19 protein-coding genes and 1 pseudogene are annotated in these 19252 nt (G+C 60.9%); 9 read left to right on the plus strand and 11 right to left on the minus strand.

Going from position 1 to position 19252, the window contains the following annotated elements; all coding sequences use genetic code 11:
• Positions 1-55 precede the first annotated feature (55 nt).
• Both ACPYOP_RS27265 and ACPYOP_RS27270 read right to left on the minus strand, forming a co-directional pair.
• Positions 56-886, minus strand: coding sequence for an aldo/keto reductase (locus ACPYOP_RS27265; RefSeq protein WP_481413381.1), 831 nt, complete (start codon positions 884-886; stop codon positions 56-58).
• Between the two features lie 27 nt (positions 887-913).
• Positions 914-2107 carry an MFS transporter gene (locus ACPYOP_RS27270; RefSeq protein WP_481413382.1) on the minus strand — a complete coding sequence of 398 codons (1194 nt, stop codon included), beginning with the start codon at positions 2105-2107 and terminating at the stop codon, positions 914-916.
• 141 nt (positions 2108-2248) lie between these two features.
• Here ACPYOP_RS27270 and ACPYOP_RS27275 point away from each other — a divergent pair, with 141 nt between their 5' ends.
• From ACPYOP_RS27275 to ACPYOP_RS27305, 7 genes are all read left to right on the plus strand, one after another.
• Entirely contained in the window at positions 2249-3145 is an 897-nt protein-coding gene (locus tag ACPYOP_RS27275; protein ID WP_481413383.1) for a LysR family transcriptional regulator, read from the plus strand.
• A 33-nt stretch (positions 3146-3178) separates the two neighbouring features.
• Positions 3179-3835, plus strand: coding sequence for a DUF2161 domain-containing phosphodiesterase (locus ACPYOP_RS27280; RefSeq protein WP_481413384.1), 657 nt, complete (start codon positions 3179-3181; stop codon positions 3833-3835).
• A 260-nt stretch (positions 3836-4095) separates the two neighbouring features.
• On the plus strand, positions 4096-5598 hold the full coding sequence (locus tag ACPYOP_RS27285) for a DegQ family serine endoprotease (RefSeq protein WP_481413385.1): 1503 nt from the start codon (positions 4096-4098) through the stop codon (positions 5596-5598).
• Positions 5599-5938: 340 nt separating this feature from the next.
• Positions 5939-6568, plus strand: coding sequence for a J domain-containing protein (locus ACPYOP_RS27290; protein WP_481413386.1), 630 nt, complete (start codon positions 5939-5941; stop codon positions 6566-6568).
• Positions 6569-6800: 232 nt separating this feature from the next.
• Positions 6801-8291 (plus strand): lipopolysaccharide biosynthesis protein, encoded by a 1491-nt coding sequence (locus tag ACPYOP_RS27295; RefSeq protein ID WP_481413387.1) that lies wholly within the window; start codon positions 6801-6803, stop codon positions 8289-8291.
• A 95-nt stretch (positions 8292-8386) separates the two neighbouring features.
• A complete protein-coding gene (locus ACPYOP_RS27300; RefSeq protein WP_481413388.1) occupies positions 8387-9202 on the plus strand; it encodes a galactosyl transferase in 816 nt (271 codons plus the stop codon).
• A 38-nt stretch (positions 9203-9240) separates the two neighbouring features.
• A complete protein-coding gene (locus ACPYOP_RS27305; RefSeq protein WP_481413389.1) occupies positions 9241-10311 on the plus strand; it encodes an acyltransferase family protein in 1071 nt (356 codons plus the stop codon).
• Between the two features lie 288 nt (positions 10312-10599).
• Here ACPYOP_RS27305 and ACPYOP_RS27310 read toward each other — a convergent pair whose 3' ends face one another.
• Entirely contained in the window at positions 10600-10776 is a 177-nt protein-coding gene (locus ACPYOP_RS27310) for a hypothetical protein (RefSeq protein WP_481413390.1), read from the minus strand.
• 175 nt (positions 10777-10951) lie between these two features.
• Positions 10952-11932: a LysR substrate-binding domain-containing protein gene (locus ACPYOP_RS27315; protein ID WP_481413391.1), complete on the minus strand. Its 981-nt coding sequence runs from the start codon at positions 11930-11932 to the stop codon at positions 10952-10954.
• Between the two features lie 342 nt (positions 11933-12274).
• Between ACPYOP_RS27315 and katG the strand changes: the two genes are divergently transcribed.
• The gene (gene katG / locus ACPYOP_RS27320) at positions 12275-14473 is read left to right on the plus strand and encodes a catalase/peroxidase HPI (protein ID WP_481413392.1); all 2199 of its coding nucleotides are present in this window, start codon (positions 12275-12277) and stop codon (positions 14471-14473) included.
• Between the two features lie 119 nt (positions 14474-14592).
• On the opposite strand, the gene ACPYOP_RS27325 is transcribed toward katG, so the two are convergent.
• The 5 genes from ACPYOP_RS27325 to ACPYOP_RS27345 form a co-directional block, all read right to left on the minus strand.
• On the minus strand, positions 14593-15114 hold the full coding sequence (locus ACPYOP_RS27325) for a DUF992 domain-containing protein (protein ID WP_481413393.1): 522 nt from the start codon (positions 15112-15114) through the stop codon (positions 14593-14595).
• On the minus strand, positions 15111-15455 hold the full coding sequence (locus ACPYOP_RS27330; RefSeq protein WP_481413394.1) for a BON domain-containing protein: 345 nt from the start codon (positions 15453-15455) through the stop codon (positions 15111-15113). Before ACPYOP_RS27330 ends, ACPYOP_RS27325 begins: the two co-directional genes overlap by 4 nt.
• A gap of 388 nt (positions 15456-15843) precedes the next feature.
• Positions 15844-16857 (minus strand): aldo/keto reductase, encoded by a 1014-nt coding sequence (locus ACPYOP_RS27335; protein ID WP_481413395.1) that lies wholly within the window; start codon positions 16855-16857, stop codon positions 15844-15846.
• A gap of 87 nt (positions 16858-16944) precedes the next feature.
• Positions 16945-17442 (minus strand): hypothetical protein, encoded by a 498-nt coding sequence (locus ACPYOP_RS27340; protein ID WP_481413401.1) that lies wholly within the window; start codon positions 17440-17442, stop codon positions 16945-16947.
• The gene (locus ACPYOP_RS27345; RefSeq protein WP_481413396.1) at positions 17333-18052 is read right to left on the minus strand and encodes an alpha/beta fold hydrolase; all 720 of its coding nucleotides are present in this window, start codon (positions 18050-18052) and stop codon (positions 17333-17335) included. The genes ACPYOP_RS27340 and ACPYOP_RS27345 overlap by 110 nt, the downstream gene beginning before the upstream one ends.
• Here ACPYOP_RS27345 and ACPYOP_RS27350 point away from each other — a divergent pair.
• A complete protein-coding gene (locus ACPYOP_RS27350; RefSeq protein ID WP_481413397.1) occupies positions 18018-18602 on the plus strand; it encodes a TetR/AcrR family transcriptional regulator in 585 nt (194 codons plus the stop codon). The two genes, ACPYOP_RS27345 and ACPYOP_RS27350, sit on opposite strands and share 35 nt — an antisense overlap.
• 10 nt (positions 18603-18612) lie before the next feature.
• On the opposite strand, the gene ACPYOP_RS27355 is transcribed toward ACPYOP_RS27350, so the two are convergent.
• The gene (locus ACPYOP_RS27355) at positions 18613-18963 is read right to left on the minus strand and encodes a ribbon-helix-helix domain-containing protein (RefSeq protein ID WP_481413398.1); all 351 of its coding nucleotides are present in this window, start codon (positions 18961-18963) and stop codon (positions 18613-18615) included.
• Between the two features lie 20 nt (positions 18964-18983).
• A pseudogene (locus ACPYOP_RS27360) lies at positions 18984-19178 on the minus strand (protease); the annotation flags it as partial.
• Positions 19179-19252 lie beyond the last annotated feature (74 nt).

Genomic DNA, 19252 nt, shown 5'->3' on the forward strand with positions numbered 1-19252 from the left:
TATCAAACGTAAAAGGGAGCCGCTGAACGGCTCCCTTTTGGTCATACTATGAGTGTCAGGCCGCTTCGTCCCAGACCGGCGCTAGGCCGTCGGGGCTGACGATGCGGCCGCTCGGCTGCGCGAGTGCGTGGATCGCAGCGATTTCCTCTTGCGAAAGCGCGAAGTCGAAGATGGCGGCATTTTCCGCCGCGCGGGCTTCCGACACGGTCTTCGAAAGGACGATCAACCCTTGCTGCACGATCCAGCGCAGAACGATCTGGGCGACCGACTTTCCATGCCGGCCGGCGATGTCCTTCAGCACCGGATCGGAAAGCACCTTGCCATCCGCCATGGCGTAGTAGGCGGTCACCGACATGCCGAGGCTGGCGGCAGTCTCGAGAACGGGCGATTGGTCGAGATAGGGATGATATTCGACCTGGTTGGTGACCAGCGGCAGCTCGCTGAGGCGGGCAGCCTCGCGCATCAGAGCTCGATTGAAGTTGGAAACGCCGATATGGCGCACCTTTCCTGCCTTTGCGACCTCATTCAGTGCGCCGATCTGCTCGGCCAGCGGCACGGCATCGTTCGGCCAGTGCAGAAGCAGGAGGTCGACGTAATCGGTCTTCAGCTTCTTCAGGCTTTCATCCACCGAGGCAATGAACGCATCGTGCCGATAATTTTCGACCCAGACCTTGGTGGTCAGGAAGAGATCGGCGCGGGCGATGCCGGAGCGCAGGATCCCCTCCCCGACGTCGGCCTCGTTGCCGTAGATCTGGGCGGTATCGATGTGACGATAGCCATTGCCGAGAACATGCGCGACCATGCGTTCGGTATCAGGCCCCGGCATGCGGAACGTGCCGAAACCGAGGGCGGGAATGGAAGCGCCATTGGCGCTGACGATTTTCATGAATGATCCTTTCGATACTGGGTGTGATCAGGCGGCGCGGGAGACGGCCTGCACCGTGGAAGCCGAGCGGCGGTCGAGCGCGCCGCTCCACAGGGTGAGCACTAGGGCAGCGACGACAAGGATCGCGCCGACCCAGGGCGTGGCACCGAGGCCGAAGGAAGATTCGACCACCAGCCCGCCGATCCAGGCACCGGCGGCAATGCCGAGATTGAAGGCGGCGATATTGAGCGCCGAGGCGACATCGACGGCGGCGGGGCGAACCTGCCGGGCCAGCTGAACGACATAGAGCTGCAGGCCCGGGACATTGGCGAAGGATAGGAAGCCAAGCGCTGCAAGCGTCGGGATGGCAAGCCAGGGCGAGACGGCGGTAAAGCTGAAGAGGGCAAGCACGAGAGCCTGGGCGACGAACAGCCATGTCAGCGCCCGAACCGGATTGCCATTGGCGAGGCGACCACCCACGACATTACCGATGGCAATGGCGATACCGTAGAGCACGAGGATAAGGCTGACGGCGGAGGCGGCAAAGCCGGTCACTTCCTGCAGGATCGAGGCCAGGAAGGTGAAGGCGACGAAAGTACCGCCGTAGCCGAGCGCCGTCATGGCGAAGACGATCAGCAGCCGGCCGCTTGCAAGCACGCGGACCTGTTCACCGATGCTTGCCGGCGGCGCCTTCTTCAGATTGGAGGGCAGAAGCAGCAGGATGGCGGCAAAGGCAATAATGCCAAGGCCCGCCACGGCCGCGAAGGTCGCGCGCCAGCCAAAGGTCTGGCCGATGAATGTGCCAAGCGGAACACCTGTGACGATGGCAACGGTCAGGCCCATGAACATCATGGCGATCGCCGAAGCGCGGCGGTTTTCCGGGACGAGATCGGCGGCGATCGTAGATCCCACGGAGAAGAACACGCCATGGGCAAAGGCCGAAAGCACGCGCGCGACGAGCAGCGGCGCATAGGTGGGGCTCAGGGCAGCCATGCCGTTACCGACGATGAACAGCGCCATCAGCCCGAGCAGCAGCGGCTTGCGCTCGATGCGGCCGGTGAGCGCCGTCAAGATCGGCGCGCCGAAGGTGACACCGAGCGCGTAGACGCTGACGATGAGACCGGCAAGCGGCAGGTTGATATGAAGGTCGTTCGCCACGGTGGGCAAAAGGCCGACGATGACGAATTCGGTTGTGCCGATCGCATAGGCAGCGATCGTCAAGGCAAACAAAGCGAGAGGCATGAGATCACCCGATCAAATGGCACCCGGCAGCTCCGGATGCGCGAGTTCTTGTTCGGAAAGAATATGCCCTCGCGACATTCGAACGATAATCAGCTATATCAACTCAACACTTGTGAATTGAATTCAAAAGAATGGGTGCAAATGGATAATCGCGCTGGCGAAATGGACGTCTTCGTTCAGGTGGCCATCCTCAGCAGCTTTTCCGCGGCCGGCCGCCGGCTGCGCCTTTCGCCCTCGGCCGTCAGCAAGCTCGTCACCCGGCTGGAAGAGCGGCTGGGCACACGCCTGCTGGTGCGCACCACCCGCTCGCTGCAATTGACGCCCGAGGGAGAAATCTATCTCGAAAAGGCGCGAACGATCCTGGCCGATATTCAGGAAGCGGAGCGGATCGTAGCGTCAGGCGGTGCCACGGTGCCACGCGGCCCGCTGCGTGTCAGCGCCTCCGTCGCCTTCGGGGTCTGCTGCCTGGTGCCGATCATCCCCGATTTTCTCGAGCGCTATCCCGAGATCGAACTCGACATCTCCTTGACCGACAGCGTCATCGATATCGTCGGCGAGCGAGCCGATGTCGCCATCCGCGCCGGCATCTTGCGGGATAGTTCGCTTAAAGCCCGCAAATTGATGGACAGCCGCCGCGTCATCGTCGCGGCACCCTCCTACATCGAGCAGAACGGCCTGCCGGCAACGCCGGACGAACTCGATCGCCACAACTGCCTGACTTTCAACTTTCGCCCGACCGCCGAAGGCTGGCCCTTTCGCGATCCGAAGAGCGGCGCCCGTTTCGTGAAAACCGTGCAGGGCAACCTTCAGGCAAACAACGGCCCGACCGTTCGCAGCCTTTGCGTTGCGGGGATGGGCCTTGCCCGCGTCGGCCGATTCCACGTCCAGCCGGATCTCGATGCCGGCAGACTCGTGCCCATTCTCGAAGACTTCAATCCGGGAGACATCGAGCATATCCATGCGGTCTATGCCGGTCACGAGCACCTGGCCGCCCGCATTCGCGCCTTTATCGACTTTCTGGTTAACCGAATCGGATAGAAGTAGCCGGATATTCAAAGGCCGGAGGCGGATTTGGAAACGGCGCTCTATCTCCCGATCAAGTCATTTCTCGAAGCGGCCGGCTATGCCGTGAAAGGCGAGATCGGCGGCTGCGACCTCGTGGGATTGAACGATGGCGAGCCGCCCGTCGTCGTCATCTGCGAGCTGAAGATGAGTTTCAATCTCGAACTCATCCTGCAGGCCGTCGATCGCGCCGCGGCCAGCGACGAAGTCTGGATCGCCGCGCGCGTGTCAACAAAGGGCAAGGGACGCGAGGGCGATCGCCGCTTCCGCGATCTTTGCCGCCGGCTGGGCTTCGGTATGCTGACCGTATCGGACGGCGATGTTGTCGACATCATCGTCAGCCCCGTCGCGCCGATGCCGCGCAAGAATGCGCGGCGCAGGTCACGCCTCGTCGAAGAACATCGCCGGCGAAAGGGTGATCCGGCGCTTGGCGGCAGCACGCGCAAGCCGATCATGACCGCCTACCGGCAGCAGGCGCTTGCCTGCGCGGCTGCGATCGAAAACGGCGTGCAGCGCCCCAAGGATATGCGCGAGGCGGCGCCGAAAGCGCCGCAAATTCTGAGAGATAACGTCTACGGCTGGTTCGAGCGCATCGACCGCGGCATCTATGCGCTGACGGAGCTTGGGGCAGAAGCTCTCAAGAGAGGGCCGGCACTGCAAAGCTAAATGCGGAAAAATTCCGGCCGAACAACATTAAATTCATGTAATATCTTAATTTTTTGCAATAAAAACATGATCAATATTTAATTTGCAAAACTCAATTGGCAGATCATATTACTCATCAGCGCCAATTCAGATTTATACTTCGATTCTCGGAGTAAAGGGAAGAAAAGCCCCCGGAACCAATTGACGCGGCCCCATCCGACGCCTGTCCCGGACATGGACAAGACGCCAATTCGCCAACAATCTCGCAAGGGACTTTTGCCATGTCATCTCTTCTCCGCAAACATCGCACTGCCGCCATCATAGGCGCCGCCATCATTGTCGGCGCCGGCGCTTTGCCCTTTGCCTTCAGCACGTCTGCTACCGTCGCCTCGGCCGCCGAACCAGCCGGTATCATCGCCCCCGGCGGCTCTTTCGCTGCCATCGTCGATGCCGACAAGCCGGCTGTCGTTACCGTCACCACCACGATGAAGGCGACCGATACCAGCGCCGACGGCAGCAATTCGCCGATGGACGAGCAGTTCCGGCAATTTTTCGAAAACCAGGGCATCCCCTTCCCGAAGCAGATGCCGCATCGGCAGCAGAGCCAGCGCGCCATGGCGCTCGGTTCCGGCTTCATCATCAGCCCCGATGGCGTCATCGTTACCAACAACCATGTCATCCAGAACGCCGTCGACATCAAGGTCACGCTCGATGACGGTACCGAACTGCCCGCCAAGCTGCTCGGCGCCGATGCCAAGTCCGACCTTGCCGTCTTGAAGATCCAGGCCCCGAAGCCGCTCGCAACCATTGCCTGGGGTGAGTCCGACAAGCTGAAGCTCGGTGACCAGATTCTGGCGATCGGCAACCCCTTCGGCATCGGCACGACCGTCACCGCCGGCATCGTCTCGGCCCGTGGCCGCGACCTGCACAGCGGCCCCTATGACGACTTCATCCAGATCGACGCTCCGATCAATCACGGCAATTCAGGCGGGCCGCTGGTCGACCGCGAAGGCAATGTCGTCGGCATCAACACCGCCATCTACTCCCCGAACGGCGGCAGTGTCGGCGTCGGCTTTGCCATCCCCTCCGATGAAGCCAAGGCGATCGTCGCCAAGCTGGAAAAGAACGGCTCGATCGATCACGGCTATCTCGGCGTCGCCATTCAGCCGGTGACCTCCGATATCGCCAATGCCATGGGCCTCTCGCAGACCCAGGGTGCGCTCGTTGCCGGTGTGAATGACAATACGCCGGCTGCCCGCGCCGGCATCAAGAGCGGCGATATCGTCACCGCGGTCGGCAACGAGGCCGTCAAGACGCCGAAGGACCTGTCGCGACTGGTCGCCGATCTCTCCCCCGGCGACAAGCGCTCGGTCACGCTGTGGCGCGATGGCAAGAGCATGGACGTCAATGTCACCATCGGCGATAATGATGACAGCAAGCAGGCTGCCAATGATGCCGGCGACGGCAAGGTCCAGCCCTCCAACCAGCCGAGCATCGGCGTCGGGCTTGCCAACCTGACACCCGATATCCGCGAACAGTTGAACCTGCCGCATGGCGTCGAGGGCGCCGTCGTTGCCAGCGTCAACCCGGACAAGTCGGCCGCCGCGTCCGGCATCCAGACCGGCGACATCATCGTCTCGGTCAACGATCAGCCGGTCCACAACGCCCATGAGGTGCAGACGGCCGTCACCGAGGCCGGCAAGGATGGCCGCAAGTCGGTGCTGCTCCTGATCGAGCGCGATGGCAACAAGACCTTCGTTGCCGTGCCGTTCTCGGCCGCTTGAAAATCTGAAACATTCTTTGATCGGCCCGCCTCCTTCCAGGGGGCGGGCCGATTGCCGTTAGGTCACCAACAATCCCTGCCGCTCCGCAAGACCGATGGTCGCCAGTGTCCCGGCGTTGAAGGGCAGGAAGTCGGCTTTTTCGAGCGAGCGATCTGAGACGACGTATTTCCACAGAAGAGGCAGCTCGGCTTTGACATAGGACTCTTTTTGTCCAAACTCTGCCTTTCTGATGGTACAAATAGCGCCGGGGCCGGTTGAAACAGGCGGGCGGCGAGTTTAAACCCGCCGGCAAGATCAGCGGCTAGGGCCTCGAAACGGAATAAGCGGCGCAGGAGTTGGAGTGACTGATCCATACGATATTCTCGGCGTTGCGCGCGATGCGAAGGAAGAGCAGATCAAGGCCGCCTATCGCAAGCGCGCGAAGGCAGCCCATCCGGATTCCGGCGGCGACGCGGAGGCTTTTGCCAAGCTGCAGAAGGCCTACGAGCTGCTTCTCGATCCTGTGCGCCGCAAAGTGTTCGACGACACCGGCTATGATGTGGAATTGACCGACGCCGTCGACCTGCAGGCGCTGGTCGCCATCGAAAAACTCATTACCGAGATGGTGCTGGACGAGCGCGAACCGGGAACCTTCGACCCGGTCGCCAAGATGCGCGCCAGCCTTCTCGACGAAATTCGCAAGGCGAATTTCAGCAAAAGCGAACTTGAGCGTCATTCCAGCCGTATCGGCCTCCACCTCGACCGGCTTGGCAAGCGTCCCGGCAAGGATGTGGTCGGCCACATGCTGCGCGCCCGCATCAAGGCGATCGCGACCGCCATCAGCGAAACGGAAGCCAAGATCGGCGCGAATGAGCGTGCCTGCGACATGCTCGAAGGCTATCTCTATGTGATGGACGAAACTCGCGAAGAGTTCGATGCAGCACCGGAGATCGAATGGGATGAGCCCGAGGTCCGCTCCGCCGCACAGTAGCAATGGCGCTTTTTCGGTCGTCCCGAGGAGGCGGATTTCGCGTTTGCCTGGATAGTGCGATCATTTTCGGCAACACAATGTTGCAATGCAACAATCGTCCCTAGACAAATCGAGGGGCTGGCCTAGATCAAGCATCCTGTAAGCTGTCCCGCCGATCGGGCGATAGCGGCACGGCAATTGGCGGACGTCGGAATCCCGGCTCCGATGAAGATTTGGATGACGAGGTATACGTTTGCTGATTTCCGAAGCGGATGAAATCGTCTTTGAACATCTGAGCGAAAACCGATCGCGGGCCGCTTTGAGGGGCGCCTTCTGGTCGGCGCTCGACACGATGATCCCGACGGCGCTGAACAGCCTGGTCTTCATCGTCACGTCCCGCTTTCTTCTGCCCCAGGATTTCGGTCTGGTCGCGCTCGCCTTCGCCATCGTCAGCTTCACCGCTGGCTTCGGGCCTACGGCCTTCGGCGAAGCGTTGATCCAGCAAAAATCCATTCGGCGCAGCCATCTCGATACGGTTTTCTGGCTGTCCTTCCTCTCCGCGGCCATCCTCTATGCCGCGCTGTTCCTGCTGTCTCCCCATCTTGCCCATTGGGTCGGACATGACGAGATCGTCAGCCTGCTGCTGATCATCGGGCTGAAGATCTTCTTCGACATGATGATCATCGTCCCCAATGCCCTGATCGGCCGGACGATGTCCTTTCATCTGGCGGCGGCGCGGACCGCGATCGCCACGATCGTCTCGGCGTCCATCTGTCTCGCGCTGATCTTCGCCGGTTTCGGCCTCTGGGCGCTTGCGATCGCCCAGATCGCGGCCCCCGCAGCCGCCTGCGTCGCGGCATTCTGGGGCGCAAGATGGCTGCCGGGGTTCCGGATCAAACTCTCGAGCCTGCGCGAATTGCTGCATTACGGCATTTATGCTTCGGGCAATCGCTTCCTGCAGACCATGAATCTCGACCAGCTGATCATCGGCACCTTGGTGAGCCCGGCCGCTCTCGGTATCTACAATTTCGCCCGGCGGCTCTACGAGATGCTCAACAATGTCTTGTCGGGCGGGCTGAACTCGGTCAGCCACGTGCTGCTCTCCTCCCTGCAGCACGACAAGGACAAGGTGCGCGAAGCCTTCCTCATGGCGACCTTCGGTTGCTCGCTGGTTTCCTTCCCAGCCTTCATGGGGCTTGCGGCCGTTGCCGACGATGCCATTCCACTGATCTTCGGACCGCATTGGGCGGCCGCCATCTGGCCTGTCCGCTTCTTCTGCGTGATCGGCCTGATGGCCGGCATCGGCGTTATCCAGGCCTCCCTGATCACGAGCCAGGGCCGGTCCGACTGGTGGTTCTACTACCAACTGGTGCGCAACGTCGTCTCGATCCTCACCGTTCTCCTTCTTCACAAATACGGCGTATCGACCGTCGTCTTCGGGCTGATGGTCGGCGTGCTGATGCTGTGGCCGGTGACGCTGTGGATGGTCTCGCGATTGATCGGCCTCAGCATTGCTGAATATTTCGGCCAGTTCCTGCGGCCCATAGCCGCTTATCTCGGCATGCTCGTCGCGGTGCTGGCAACCTCGTCGGCCTTGTACGACTGGTCCCTCGCAGCCCGGCTCATCTGCGAAGTCCTGGTCGGCGGCCTCACCTATTCGGGCCTTATCCTGCTCCTGTGCAAGGAGAGGATCCTCTTCCTCGCGCGGACGACGCTGCAAGGCCGCCGCGCAACGGCACAGTAGCAAGCCATGGCGAACGGCACATCGAAGCGCGGCAAATCCCAGGTGGATCCTTTCGGTCACCGCAATAGCAATGGCAAATGCCGGAAAGGCGCATCATGACACTGGTTACGTTCATCATTCCCGTTCGCCACCAGGCCAATTCCAATGATTGGCCCGCGCTGAAACGGCGGCTGTCACAGACGATCGCCTCGATCTCGGGGCAATCCAACAGCAACTGGCGCGGTGTCGTGGTTGCGAATGAAGGCGCCGATCTGCCGGATCTGCCGCCGAATTTCTCGGCGGAGCGCGTAACGTTCCCGCCGAACCAGCTCCACGACATCAACGGCGCCGACCGGGAGAAGGTCTACGACGCATTCCGGCTGGACAAGGGCCGCCGCGTTCTGAGCGGCATGCTCTCGGCGCGCGACACCCGCTTCTTCATGATCGTCGACGACGATGATTTCGTCAGTGCCAACATCGTCGATTTCGCGGCCAAAAATACCGATGCCAACGGCTGGAAAATCGACCGCGGCTATCTCTGGAACGAAGGCGGCCGGCTGTTGCTGCACCATAACGACTTCGCCAATTACTGCGGCACGTCGCTGATCATCCGCTCCGATCTTTACCGATTGCCGGCGACCTTCGCGGACGCCGAGGTCGACTATATCAAATCCATGCTCGGCAGCCATGTGCGCATCGGCAAGCTGCTCGCCGATGAGGGCTCCCCGCTTGGATCCCTCCCCTTCCGCGGCGCGATCTATCGGGTCGGCCATAGCGGCGCCCACAGCAAATCCTCCGGTCTGATCAGGACCCATTTCCTGAACCGGTCGGTGCTGACAAGCCCCCGCCAATTCCTGGGCAACCTTTCGCGGGTGCGCCCGCTCGATCGGAACTTGCGAAGCGAGTTCTTCGGCGCGCGCGCCGCCGGATAGCTGAGGCGCAATCCTTCCACCCAACGAGGTTTCGATCAATGCCGGCTGACGCAACGAAACATAGATACGCCGCCCTGGACGCGATGCGCGGCCTGGCCGCCTTCGCCGTTGTCGTCTACCACCTCGACAGGCCTTATGCGCCATCGGCCTATATCGCGGTCGATTTCTTCTTCGTGCTCAGCGGCTTCGTGATCGCCAGGGCCTATGGCGAAAAACTCGCCGGCGGCATGAGCGTTCTCGCCTTCATGAAGGCGCGCTATGTGCGCCTCTATCCGCTCTTCCTCATCGGCAGCGTCTACGGTCTTCTTCAATTGCTGCTGCATTGGCAAGCGGCAGGCGTCGGGCGCGCCGATCTCGCCGCAAGCATCCTCACGACGGTTTTCATGCTGCCTTCGCCGAGCTTTCTGACCCGATCGGCAGGCGACATCTGGGCGCTCTATCCGCTGAATGGTCCGGCTTGGTCGCTCTTCTGGGAATTGCTTGCCAACCTCGTATTCGCGCTTGTGCTATTCAGGCTGAAAACGCGGAGCCTCATCCTTATTGCTGGCGCATCGCTGGCGCTGCTGATCGGCTCGGTCTTCCTGCACAAATCGCTCGATCTCGGCTGGGAATGGCGCTCGGTGGATGGCGGCTTTGCCCGCGTCTTCTTCTCCTTCACCCTTGGAATGATCATCTATCGGCTACGAAGCGGCACCGCGCTTGGCTGGACCATGAACAGCTATGCCGCTCTGCTGCCGATCACGGCGATCTCAGCCTTACTGTTTCTTCCGACCTATTCGCTGAAATATGCGCTTGTTTTCTGTATCCTGATCTCGCCGCTCATCGTCCTTGCCGGCACGATGCTGGAATTGCCGGCCAGGCTGCAGCAACTCGGCATCTTTCTCGGCTATCTCTCCTACCCGATCTACATGTGCCATCGCGGCTTTACCGAGGTCTACGGGCATTTGATGCGGGACGTCCAGCTGCCGCAGCCGATCTACATCGCGATCTATCTCGCCGCGATTTCCGTTATCGCATTCCTCTCGGCGAAGCTTGCCGCCGTGCTGGCCAAATATGCGTCACCCGGAAAAGGCGCGCCTGAAGGTGTGGGTGCGACTCCGAGCCGATAGATTTGCCGGTCACGTATGGACGGCAGCGAGTGCGATCATTTCCGCCGTCCTTCACAGTGCTAAATATGATTTCGCCGATGAGAACCTCATCTTGGGGGCTGCCATGTGGGCACGGCTGACGGAACGCCATCCCCGACGCTTGAAGCGATAGAAACGACAGCCCTGGCTATAGGCCGGGGCCGCTTCTTTTTGGGAGCTGTCATGGGAAAAGCGGCAGTGCCGACGGACACCATCGCAGGCCTCGTAGGCTGCTGGTGCGGCGCGGTCCGGCCCTCGGATCGGAAACGATTAGTTATCGAGGGTTCCGAGACTATCGGAGGTTGCCGGCGCGGTGTTCACGGGCGTTTCGCCCCCAAGTCCGGTCTTCGACGGCACTCTTTGAGCTTGCATCAGCCGCCATTCATTTTCCAGGCGATCAATCACATACGTAGGAATTTCATCTCTTACGTTTTCAAACTCTTGCATTACGACCTCCATTGCCATGCATTCATGGCATGACATGGGAGAGTTTCTTTGTAAATCAAGGCATTAAACTATTTAAACGATTGAAATTATTTTAATCGTTTGAAATATCGTCACCCTGTGGAAAAGAATCAGAAACGCTAAAATGCGCGTGCAAAGATGGCCGGTTTGCGAGAGATCATCTGATGTCCCGACCGATTGTCGGCAGCGGCAAGCGACCGTCAAACTCCAGATCCTGCGCGCGCCAAATCGAATCGTGCTGCTCGCGCATGGCGTCGGCGGCCTCGCGGACCACTTCGGAAATCTGCACGAGCTGCCGGGCCAGAGGGCTCGTCTTGCGCCAGATCATGCCGATGGTTCGGGAGGGTTGCGGGCTCTGGAAGCGCACGGTCGAGACCGAAGCCGAGCGCGTTTCCACCGCCACGGCCATCTCCGGTATCAGCGTGACGCCGATGCCGGCACTGACCATCTGCACCAGCGTCGATAGCGAGCTGCCATCCATCAGTTCCCGAGGAAGAGCCGACTGCATGTTGCAGAAGGACAGAGCCTGATCGCGGAAGCAATGCCCCTCCTCCAGCAACAATAGCCGCATTTCGCGAAGCGCTTCGCGATTGGGCACCGGCTTGCCATGGTCTTCGCTCGGCCGCACCAGTACGAAGTTTTCGGCAAACAGCGGGACTTCCTGCAGCGACGGCTCGGATACGGGCAGTGCGACAATGGCGGTGTCGAGCCGCCCCTCCTCCAGCTCCTCCACCAGTTTCGAGGTCAAGGTCTCGCGCACATGGATGTCGAGCCCGTCATATATGCGGGAGAGATTGCCGATGATGCTCGGCAGCAGGTACGGTGCGACCGTCGGAATAATACCGATTCGCAGCCGGCCGACGGGCTGGTTGTGCGAAGCGCGCGCAAGGTCTCCCAGCTCGTCGACCGATCGCAGGATATTGCGGACGCGGCTCGCGAAAGCCTCTCCAAAATTGGTCAGACGAACCTGGCGCGCACCTCTTTCGAAAAGGTCCGTGCCGAGCTGCTCCTCCAATTCCTTGATCTGCATCGACAAAGCAGGCTGGGAGATGGCGCATACGTCGGCGGCGCGTCCGAAATGGCCGTGCCTGGCCAAGGCTTCGAAATAGCGGAGCTGCTTGAGGGTCAAATTTGTCATAAGTTTATCTTATCGCGCCAATCAGGAAATCCAACTTAAATTAATGAATGGCCTTGGTTATAGTCCCGGCGCAGAGATGAGATGCGGCCGCCTGTCACACGAAGCTCACATTGAGAGCATTGACTGCGTTCAGTTCATCGATGCGCGGACCGTCTGGAAAGCGGGGCATTTGACTTGTCGGTTTTCCGCGAATCCGCTCTATGCGAGGTCAGTACAACGAGAGATTTTCATGCGTCGGACATGCCGCCGTTACGCTTGTCATAAAACCAAACGACTTCCCGAGAGGGTCACAAAATCCGACCCCCGGTCGTTACAGTCCAAATCATCGTAAGGGAGACTATTATGGATACAAAAGTCGAAACTGCCGGCAAGTGTCCGTTTCCACATGGAAACACAAGCGTTTCGGCCCGTTCGAACCGTGATTGGTGGCCGAACCAGCTGAACCTCAAGATCCTTCATCAGAACTCCGCGCTGTCCAGCCCGATGGGCACGGCATTCAACTATGCCGAAGAGTTCAAAAAGCTCGATCTGGAAGCCCTGAAGAAGGACCTCACCGCCCTCATGACGGATTCGCAGGACTGGTGGCCGGCGGACTTCGGTCATTACGGCCCGCTCTTCATCCGCATGGCCTGGCACAGCGCCGGCACCTACCGCACGGGCGACGGCCGCGGCGGCGCCTCCTCCGGCACGCAGCGTTTTGCGCCGCTCAACAGCTGGCCGGATAACGTCAACCTCGACAAGGCACGCCGCCTGCTCTGGCCGATCAAGCAGAAATACGGCAACAGCATCTCCTGGGCCGATCTCCTGATCCTCACCGGCAATGTCGCGCTGGAATCCATGGGCTTCAAGACCTTCGGCTTCGGCGGCGGTCGCGAGGACGTCTGGGAACCGGAAGAGGATATTTACTGGGGCGCGGAAGAAACCTGGCTCGGCGACAAGCGCTATAGCGGCGACCGTGACCTGGAAAATCCGCTCGCCGCGGTGCAGATGGGCCTCATCTACGTCAATCCGGAAGGCCCAAACGGCAATCCGGACCCGCTCGCTGCTGCCCGTGACATCCGCGAAACCTTCGCCCGCATGGCGATGAACGACGAAGAAACCGTGGCTCTCATCGCCGGCGGCCACACCTTCGGCAAGACCCATGGTGCCGGCGATGCCGCCCATGTCGGTCCGGAGCCGGAAGCAGCCGGCATCGAAGAACAGGGCCTCGGCTGGAAGAACAGCTTCGGCAGCGGCAAGGGCAGCGACACGATCGGCAGCGGTCTTGAAGTCACCTGGACCTCGACGCCGACCAAGTGGAGCAACAACTTCTTCTGGAACCTGTTCGGCTACGAATGGGAACTGACGAAGAGCCCTGCCGGCGCGCATCAGTGGGTGCCGAAGCACGGCGCCGGTGCCGGCTCGATCCCGGACGCGCACGACAAGTCCAAGCGCCACGCTCCGTCCATGCTGACCACGGACCTCGCCCTGCGCTTCGACCCGGCTTATGAGAAGATTTCTCGCCGCTTCTACGAAAACCCGGACGAGTTTGCCGACGCCTTTGCCCGCGCATGGTTCAAGCTGACCCATCGCGACATGGGCCCGCGCGCTCGTTATCTCGGCCCGGAAGTGCCGAGCGAAGAGCTCATCTGGCAGGATCCGATCCCGGCTGCCGGCCCCGCATCGATCGAGCCCAGCGATGTCGCCGCCCTCAAGGCCGAGATTGCCGCATCGGGTCTCACCATCCCGCAGTTGGTTTCGACCGCCTGGGCTTCGGCTTCGACCTTCCGTGGCTCAGACAAGCGCGGCGGGGCCAACGGCGCTCGCATCCGTCTTGCTCCGCAGAAGGATTGGGAGGCCAACCAGCCGGCCCAGCTCGCTTCCGTGCTGGCGACGCTCGAAGGCATCCAGAAGACGTTCAACGATGCCCAGACCGGCGGCAAGAAGGTATCGCTCGCCGATCTCATCGTTCTCGGCGGCTCGGTCGCCGTCGAGCAGGCTGCGAAGAAGGCCGGCCATGATGTGGTTGTCCCCTTCACTCCGGGCCGTACTGACGCGTCGCAGGAACAGACCGATGTCGAAGCCTTCGCCGTTCTCGAGCCGATCGTCGACGGCTTCCGCAACTACCAGCGGCGGGCCTACACCGTCTCTTCGGAAGAACTGCTGATCGACAAGGCACAGTTGCTGACGCTGACGGCTCCTGAAATGACGGTTCTCGTCGGCGGCCTGCGCGCGCTGAACGCCAATGTCGGCCAGAGCCAGCACGGCGTCTTCACCAAGCGTCCGGAAACGCTCACCAACGACTTCTTCGTGAACCTGCTCGACATGGGCACGGAGTGGAAGGCGGTTTCCGATGCCAAGGACGTCTTCGAGGGACGCGACCGCGCAACCGGCGACGTCAAGTGGACCGCCACGCGCGCCGATCTCGTCTTCGGCTCGAACTCGCAGTTGCGCGCGCTCGCCGAGCTCTACGGTCAGTCCGACGCCGAGAAGAAGTTCGTACAGGACTTCGTGGCGGCCTGGACCAAGGTGATGAACGCCGACCGCTTCGACATCGCGTAATGTGAAGTGAAATAACTCCGGACGCGACCAACTTCAGGTCGCGTCCGGTTGACGAACGATCCGCGAGCGTGGCCGCGCAGCGAGCAAATCATGACGGCAGCGCGTTGTCGTTTTTTGCGTCAGCTGGCCGGGCGCAACTGCAGGCGTGAAACGCCGGCCGCGACATTCAGGCCGGTTCCCGCTTCCGCGCTTAGCGGCTGCAGCGCATAGTTCTTGGAGTTGCCGCCGACCAGAGCATTGGCGCCGAGACCGAGGCCAACGGATGCACCGGCCGATGCACCGACGTAAGTGCCTGCCAGGGCACCATCGCCAACGCGCGTGGGCGCGGTGTTGATGACGACCCAGCTCAGGTAGGTCTTGCGCGTCACGCCGATATCGATCCCGAGCTTGCCGATCGAGCCCGCATAGCGTTCGACCTTACCGGTTCGCTGCTTGAAGGTGCAGCTGACCTGCTTGTTGGAACCGATGATCATGCCGACGCCGCCTGCCACTTCGCAGGAAAGCGTTCCGAGGCGTTGCCGGGGCTCGGAAGCGACTTGCGCCGATTGCCTTTTCGGATGGTGTTGCTGGCTGCTGGCAGCGGAAGCCGCGGAACCGAAAGCCACGGCAATGGCCGCAGCCGCGATGATGATGTTTTTCATGACGTCTCCTTCGGCGGTTTGAGCGCCGCGGTCGGCCCGGACGGCGCAGGGGAACTCGACGAGCCAATCCGGGTCTCGATGGAAGGTCCGCGATTAGCCTCGATAATGATGTGGTTGATGATGCGGGTCCCAGCATATTCGCCGGCAATCGCAATGGCTTGCTGCCGTGCCTGATCGGACGGCGCAATCCCGGACAGGACGATCGCCCCTTCCGCGGCGGCAACCTCGATGCGGCAATCTTCCAGTCCTTCGGCATAAGCAATGAGGCATCGGATCGCCGCGCAGGTCGCGCACCGATCTGGGGATGTCGTCAGCGATGAAAGCTTGGCCAGGAAGAGCATCGGAAGCCTCAACAAATCGCGGGAACAGGGGTTCTCGCGCCATATGACGTCAACGACGCACGTTCCAGGTCAGCTTTCCGGCGTCTTCCTTGGCTGCGCCTTTGACACGGTTCTTGTCCATTCCTTGTCTCCTTGAGCTTTTTCAAAAGAGGTGGCGCGGGCATTCACCCGAAGCCATGAACAATGAAGTAGGGCGGCAACGCCTGCGCGTGTAGAGCAGAAGTAATTATTACTACGAGTAGAAAACAGCCTTTTTGAGGCCAGGCCCGCCCGGACAGGACGTTCCAGTTCACATTCGGCGGCTGCGGCGCGCCTACCAATCATGCCATTCCTCGTCTCGATACTGGCAGCTTAGATGGTGGGAATGATCGATAAGAGAAGCCGACGCTTACCGCGGCGTTATCCACGCGCAGACAGGGGCGGCTTCGCGCAGCAGCAGCGGCGGGGCAAGCGAATGGCTCGGGATCGTCAGCGCGTCGAGGGTCACCGTCTGCTCGGTCGAAAGTCGCACATCGAGCGCGCCGATATCCTCCTCCAGCTGCTCCATGCTCCGCACACCGATGACGGTGGACGACACGGCCGGGCGCGCCATGGCCCAGGCAAGGGCAACACGGGCGGTGCTCGTGCCGAGCTCGCCGGCGACGCGGATCAGGGCATCGACGATTTCGAAATCCTGTTCGCCGGGCGTCTGCGCCAATTGCGTCGCCTGACCCGACCTCCGCCGCGCATTGTCGGTGCGCGTATATTTTCCGCTGATGAGCCCGCCGTTCAACGGTGAATGCGATACGACGCCGAGCCCCAAACCGCGCGCCATCGGAATGAGCTCGACCTCAAAGAGCCGTGCTGCGAGCGAATATTCAATCTGCAGACCGATGAACGGCGGCCAGCCGTTGGATTGTGCGAGCAGCTGCGCATGCGCCACCTTCCACGCCGGCGCATCGGAGATGCCGAAATAGCGCAGTTTTCCCGATTGAACGAGATCATGCAACGCCGCGAGTATTTCCTCCAGCGGAGCTTGGATGTCCCAATTGTTCAGCCAATAGAGATCGAGATAGTCTGTGCGAAGCCGCCGCAGGGCCTGTTCGAAACCATCAATCACCGCTTTGCGGCCGGATATTTCGCCATTCCGATCGGCGTTGAACCTGGCAGCAACGACAAGCCGATCGCGCCGGATCGAGTTCTGCGCGAAGTAATTGCCGACAACCGTCTGGCCACCCGCTTTTACGTCGCCGTTGCCGGTGTCGAGATAATTGCCGCCGAGATCAAGATAGCGATCGAGGATCGGCGCCGCCTTGTCGCGCGAATGCCAGGCAAAGTCTTCATCGAACGTCATGGTTCCGAGTGCAAGCGGACTGACGCGCAACTCCGAATGCCCCAGAGCGGCATAATCACCAAGATGCATGCATTATCCCCCAGCCGGCGCAGGCCGATATATCTATTACGATATGTAAGGTTGCCGAACAAAGGAATTAAGCCGCAATTTGCGATTTTACAATTCGGGAATCCGGATAATGGATCGGCCACCAATCCGCTGATTGCCTGCCACGCTGGACTCAGCTTTTAAGGGTGCGAACTTTCTCCAATGAGAGCGTGCGGGATGGCCAGGGATTTCGGCCTTCCCGCAGCCAGGAAAGCGTGTCGATCCAGAAGCTGCTGGCATGGCGATCATGAAACAGGCCAAATGGCCGATTGCATCGCAGCCGAAATCGGCCGGCTCCAGCAGCACCGACACGCGTTGCGCGCCGGTATAATAGTTCAGCGTGCGGTGAACGGCCGGCATCGTGCCGAGCTCATCGTCCGAAACCGCAACAGCCAAAATCGGAGCTTTGACCGCCGCCATGCGACGCAGTACGACCTCTCGCTCGGCTCCCGGATGGCTATGTTCGAACTGGCGTCCGCGGAAACTCCATTCGTTTGCCACGCCTTTCGGCAGATCCTCCAGCCAGCCCAGCCGGCGACCGGGAAAATAGCCGCAGATCGCAGTCATTGCGGGCATGGCGACATGCCATTTGAGGAACAGGGCGGCTCGCCTGCGGGGCATGTAATCGGCCCACCAGGCATATTGAGCACCGACTGTCAGCATCCTGTCGATCATCGGCGCGCTTTCGGCCAGTCCGGGCAGAAAGCGCGCCGACGCTATGGCCGACCACCATGAGCGGACCGCTGCGTCGATAACCAGCCATCAACTGAAGCACGGCGTCGAAATCCCGCTCACCCCAATCGCGCCAGCGGTAACCCGAACCCCGCATCTGCTGCGGGCGCGATTGGCCGATGCCGCGATAATCATAAGTCAGCACATCGAACCCATGCCCGGCAAGAAACCGCGCGTAACGATGATAATAGCGCGCCAGAACGCCGGTGGCCGGATTGATGATGACGCTGCCTGTCGGCCTGTTCGTCCCGCCCAGCCAGAGATGACCGCCGAGAACGACACCATCCCGGCAGGGAATGGAAATCGGCAAGCTGCTTGCGTCCGCGGATGGAATGACTTGTTCGCTCATTACCGCCAAGATGAGGCGATCGCCGCGTTGTGTATATTCACTACCCGGTATACATTGGGTCATGAGAGACAGCTCCCAGCCGACGCGCGAACGCATTCTTCAGGCCGCCGGAAAGCTCTTCCATCGAGATGGCATCCGCGCCATCAGCGTCGACGCCATTGCCGAGAAGGCAGGCGTTACCAAGCGCACCCTATATTATCATTTCCGCAGCAAGGACGACCTGATTGCCGCCCATCTGCAGGCGCGCGACGAGCCGAACCTTGCGCTCTTCAAGCGCTGGTTCGAGGAAACGGACGGCGATATTGCCGAGAAGGTCGCCGGCATTTTTCGCCATCTGGCACAATCAGCGCGCGGCAGCAAATGGAAGGGCTGCGGTTTCCTGCGTACTTCCGTGGAACTCATCAACCTTCCCGGCCACCCCGCCCTGGTGGTTGCCCGCGCCCACAAGAAGCGCGTCGAGAACTGGCTGGGCTCGGTCTTCGCGGAGGCTGGAGCGGGCGACAATGCTTTACCGCTCGCACGCCAGGTCATGCTGCTTCTCGACGGCTCGTTTGCCGTCGTACTGCTCCATCGCGATCCGAGCTACATGGAAACCGCCGCTGATGCCGTGGCGCGGCTTATTGCCGGTCGACTAGGTGCAGCCTAGTTGCAGACAATCAATGATATTTCAGCCGTTCACGCCCGAGAATAGCGGAAGCATCGGCGCCGGCGATAGGTTGGGAGAGATCGCTTGAAATGTCGCCGGCAAGCTGCAGGTCGAGATAGCGCGCGCAGCAGACCCGCAAAAACGATGTGAAATTGCCGAGGTCGTGGCCGGCGTCGATCGATTCGTGGTGCAGCTTGGTAATGAGCTGCACAACATTCATGCCGTCGCGCAGTGCGATTTCCTCCAGCTTCGACCAGAAGAAGTTTTCCAGTCTCACGCTGGTCACCATGCCGTCGATGCGCAAGGAGCGCGTCGTGCTTTCCCAAAGTCTCGCATCAGCCTTGACGAACAATTCGCACATGCGCGTCTCCTCCTTAAGTTTCAAGCGGCATTCGCTTCCGACAATGCGCTGGCATCGAGCACGGCCATGAACTGCCGCAACCACGCCGGATGCGCCAGCCAGGCCGGTGCGGTGACGAGCCTGCCATCGGCAACTGCATCGTTGATAGCGATATCGGCATAGATGCCGCCGGCAAGTTCCACCTCGGGACGACAGGCGGGATAGGCCGAGCAGGTGGCGTCGCCTTAAGCTGGGACAGGGGGCGCGTCTGGCATCGTAGCAGCCTTCACGCGTTGATTGACATGGTGAT

The organism is Rhizobium sp. KNZ2-6A (assembly GCF_056755475.1).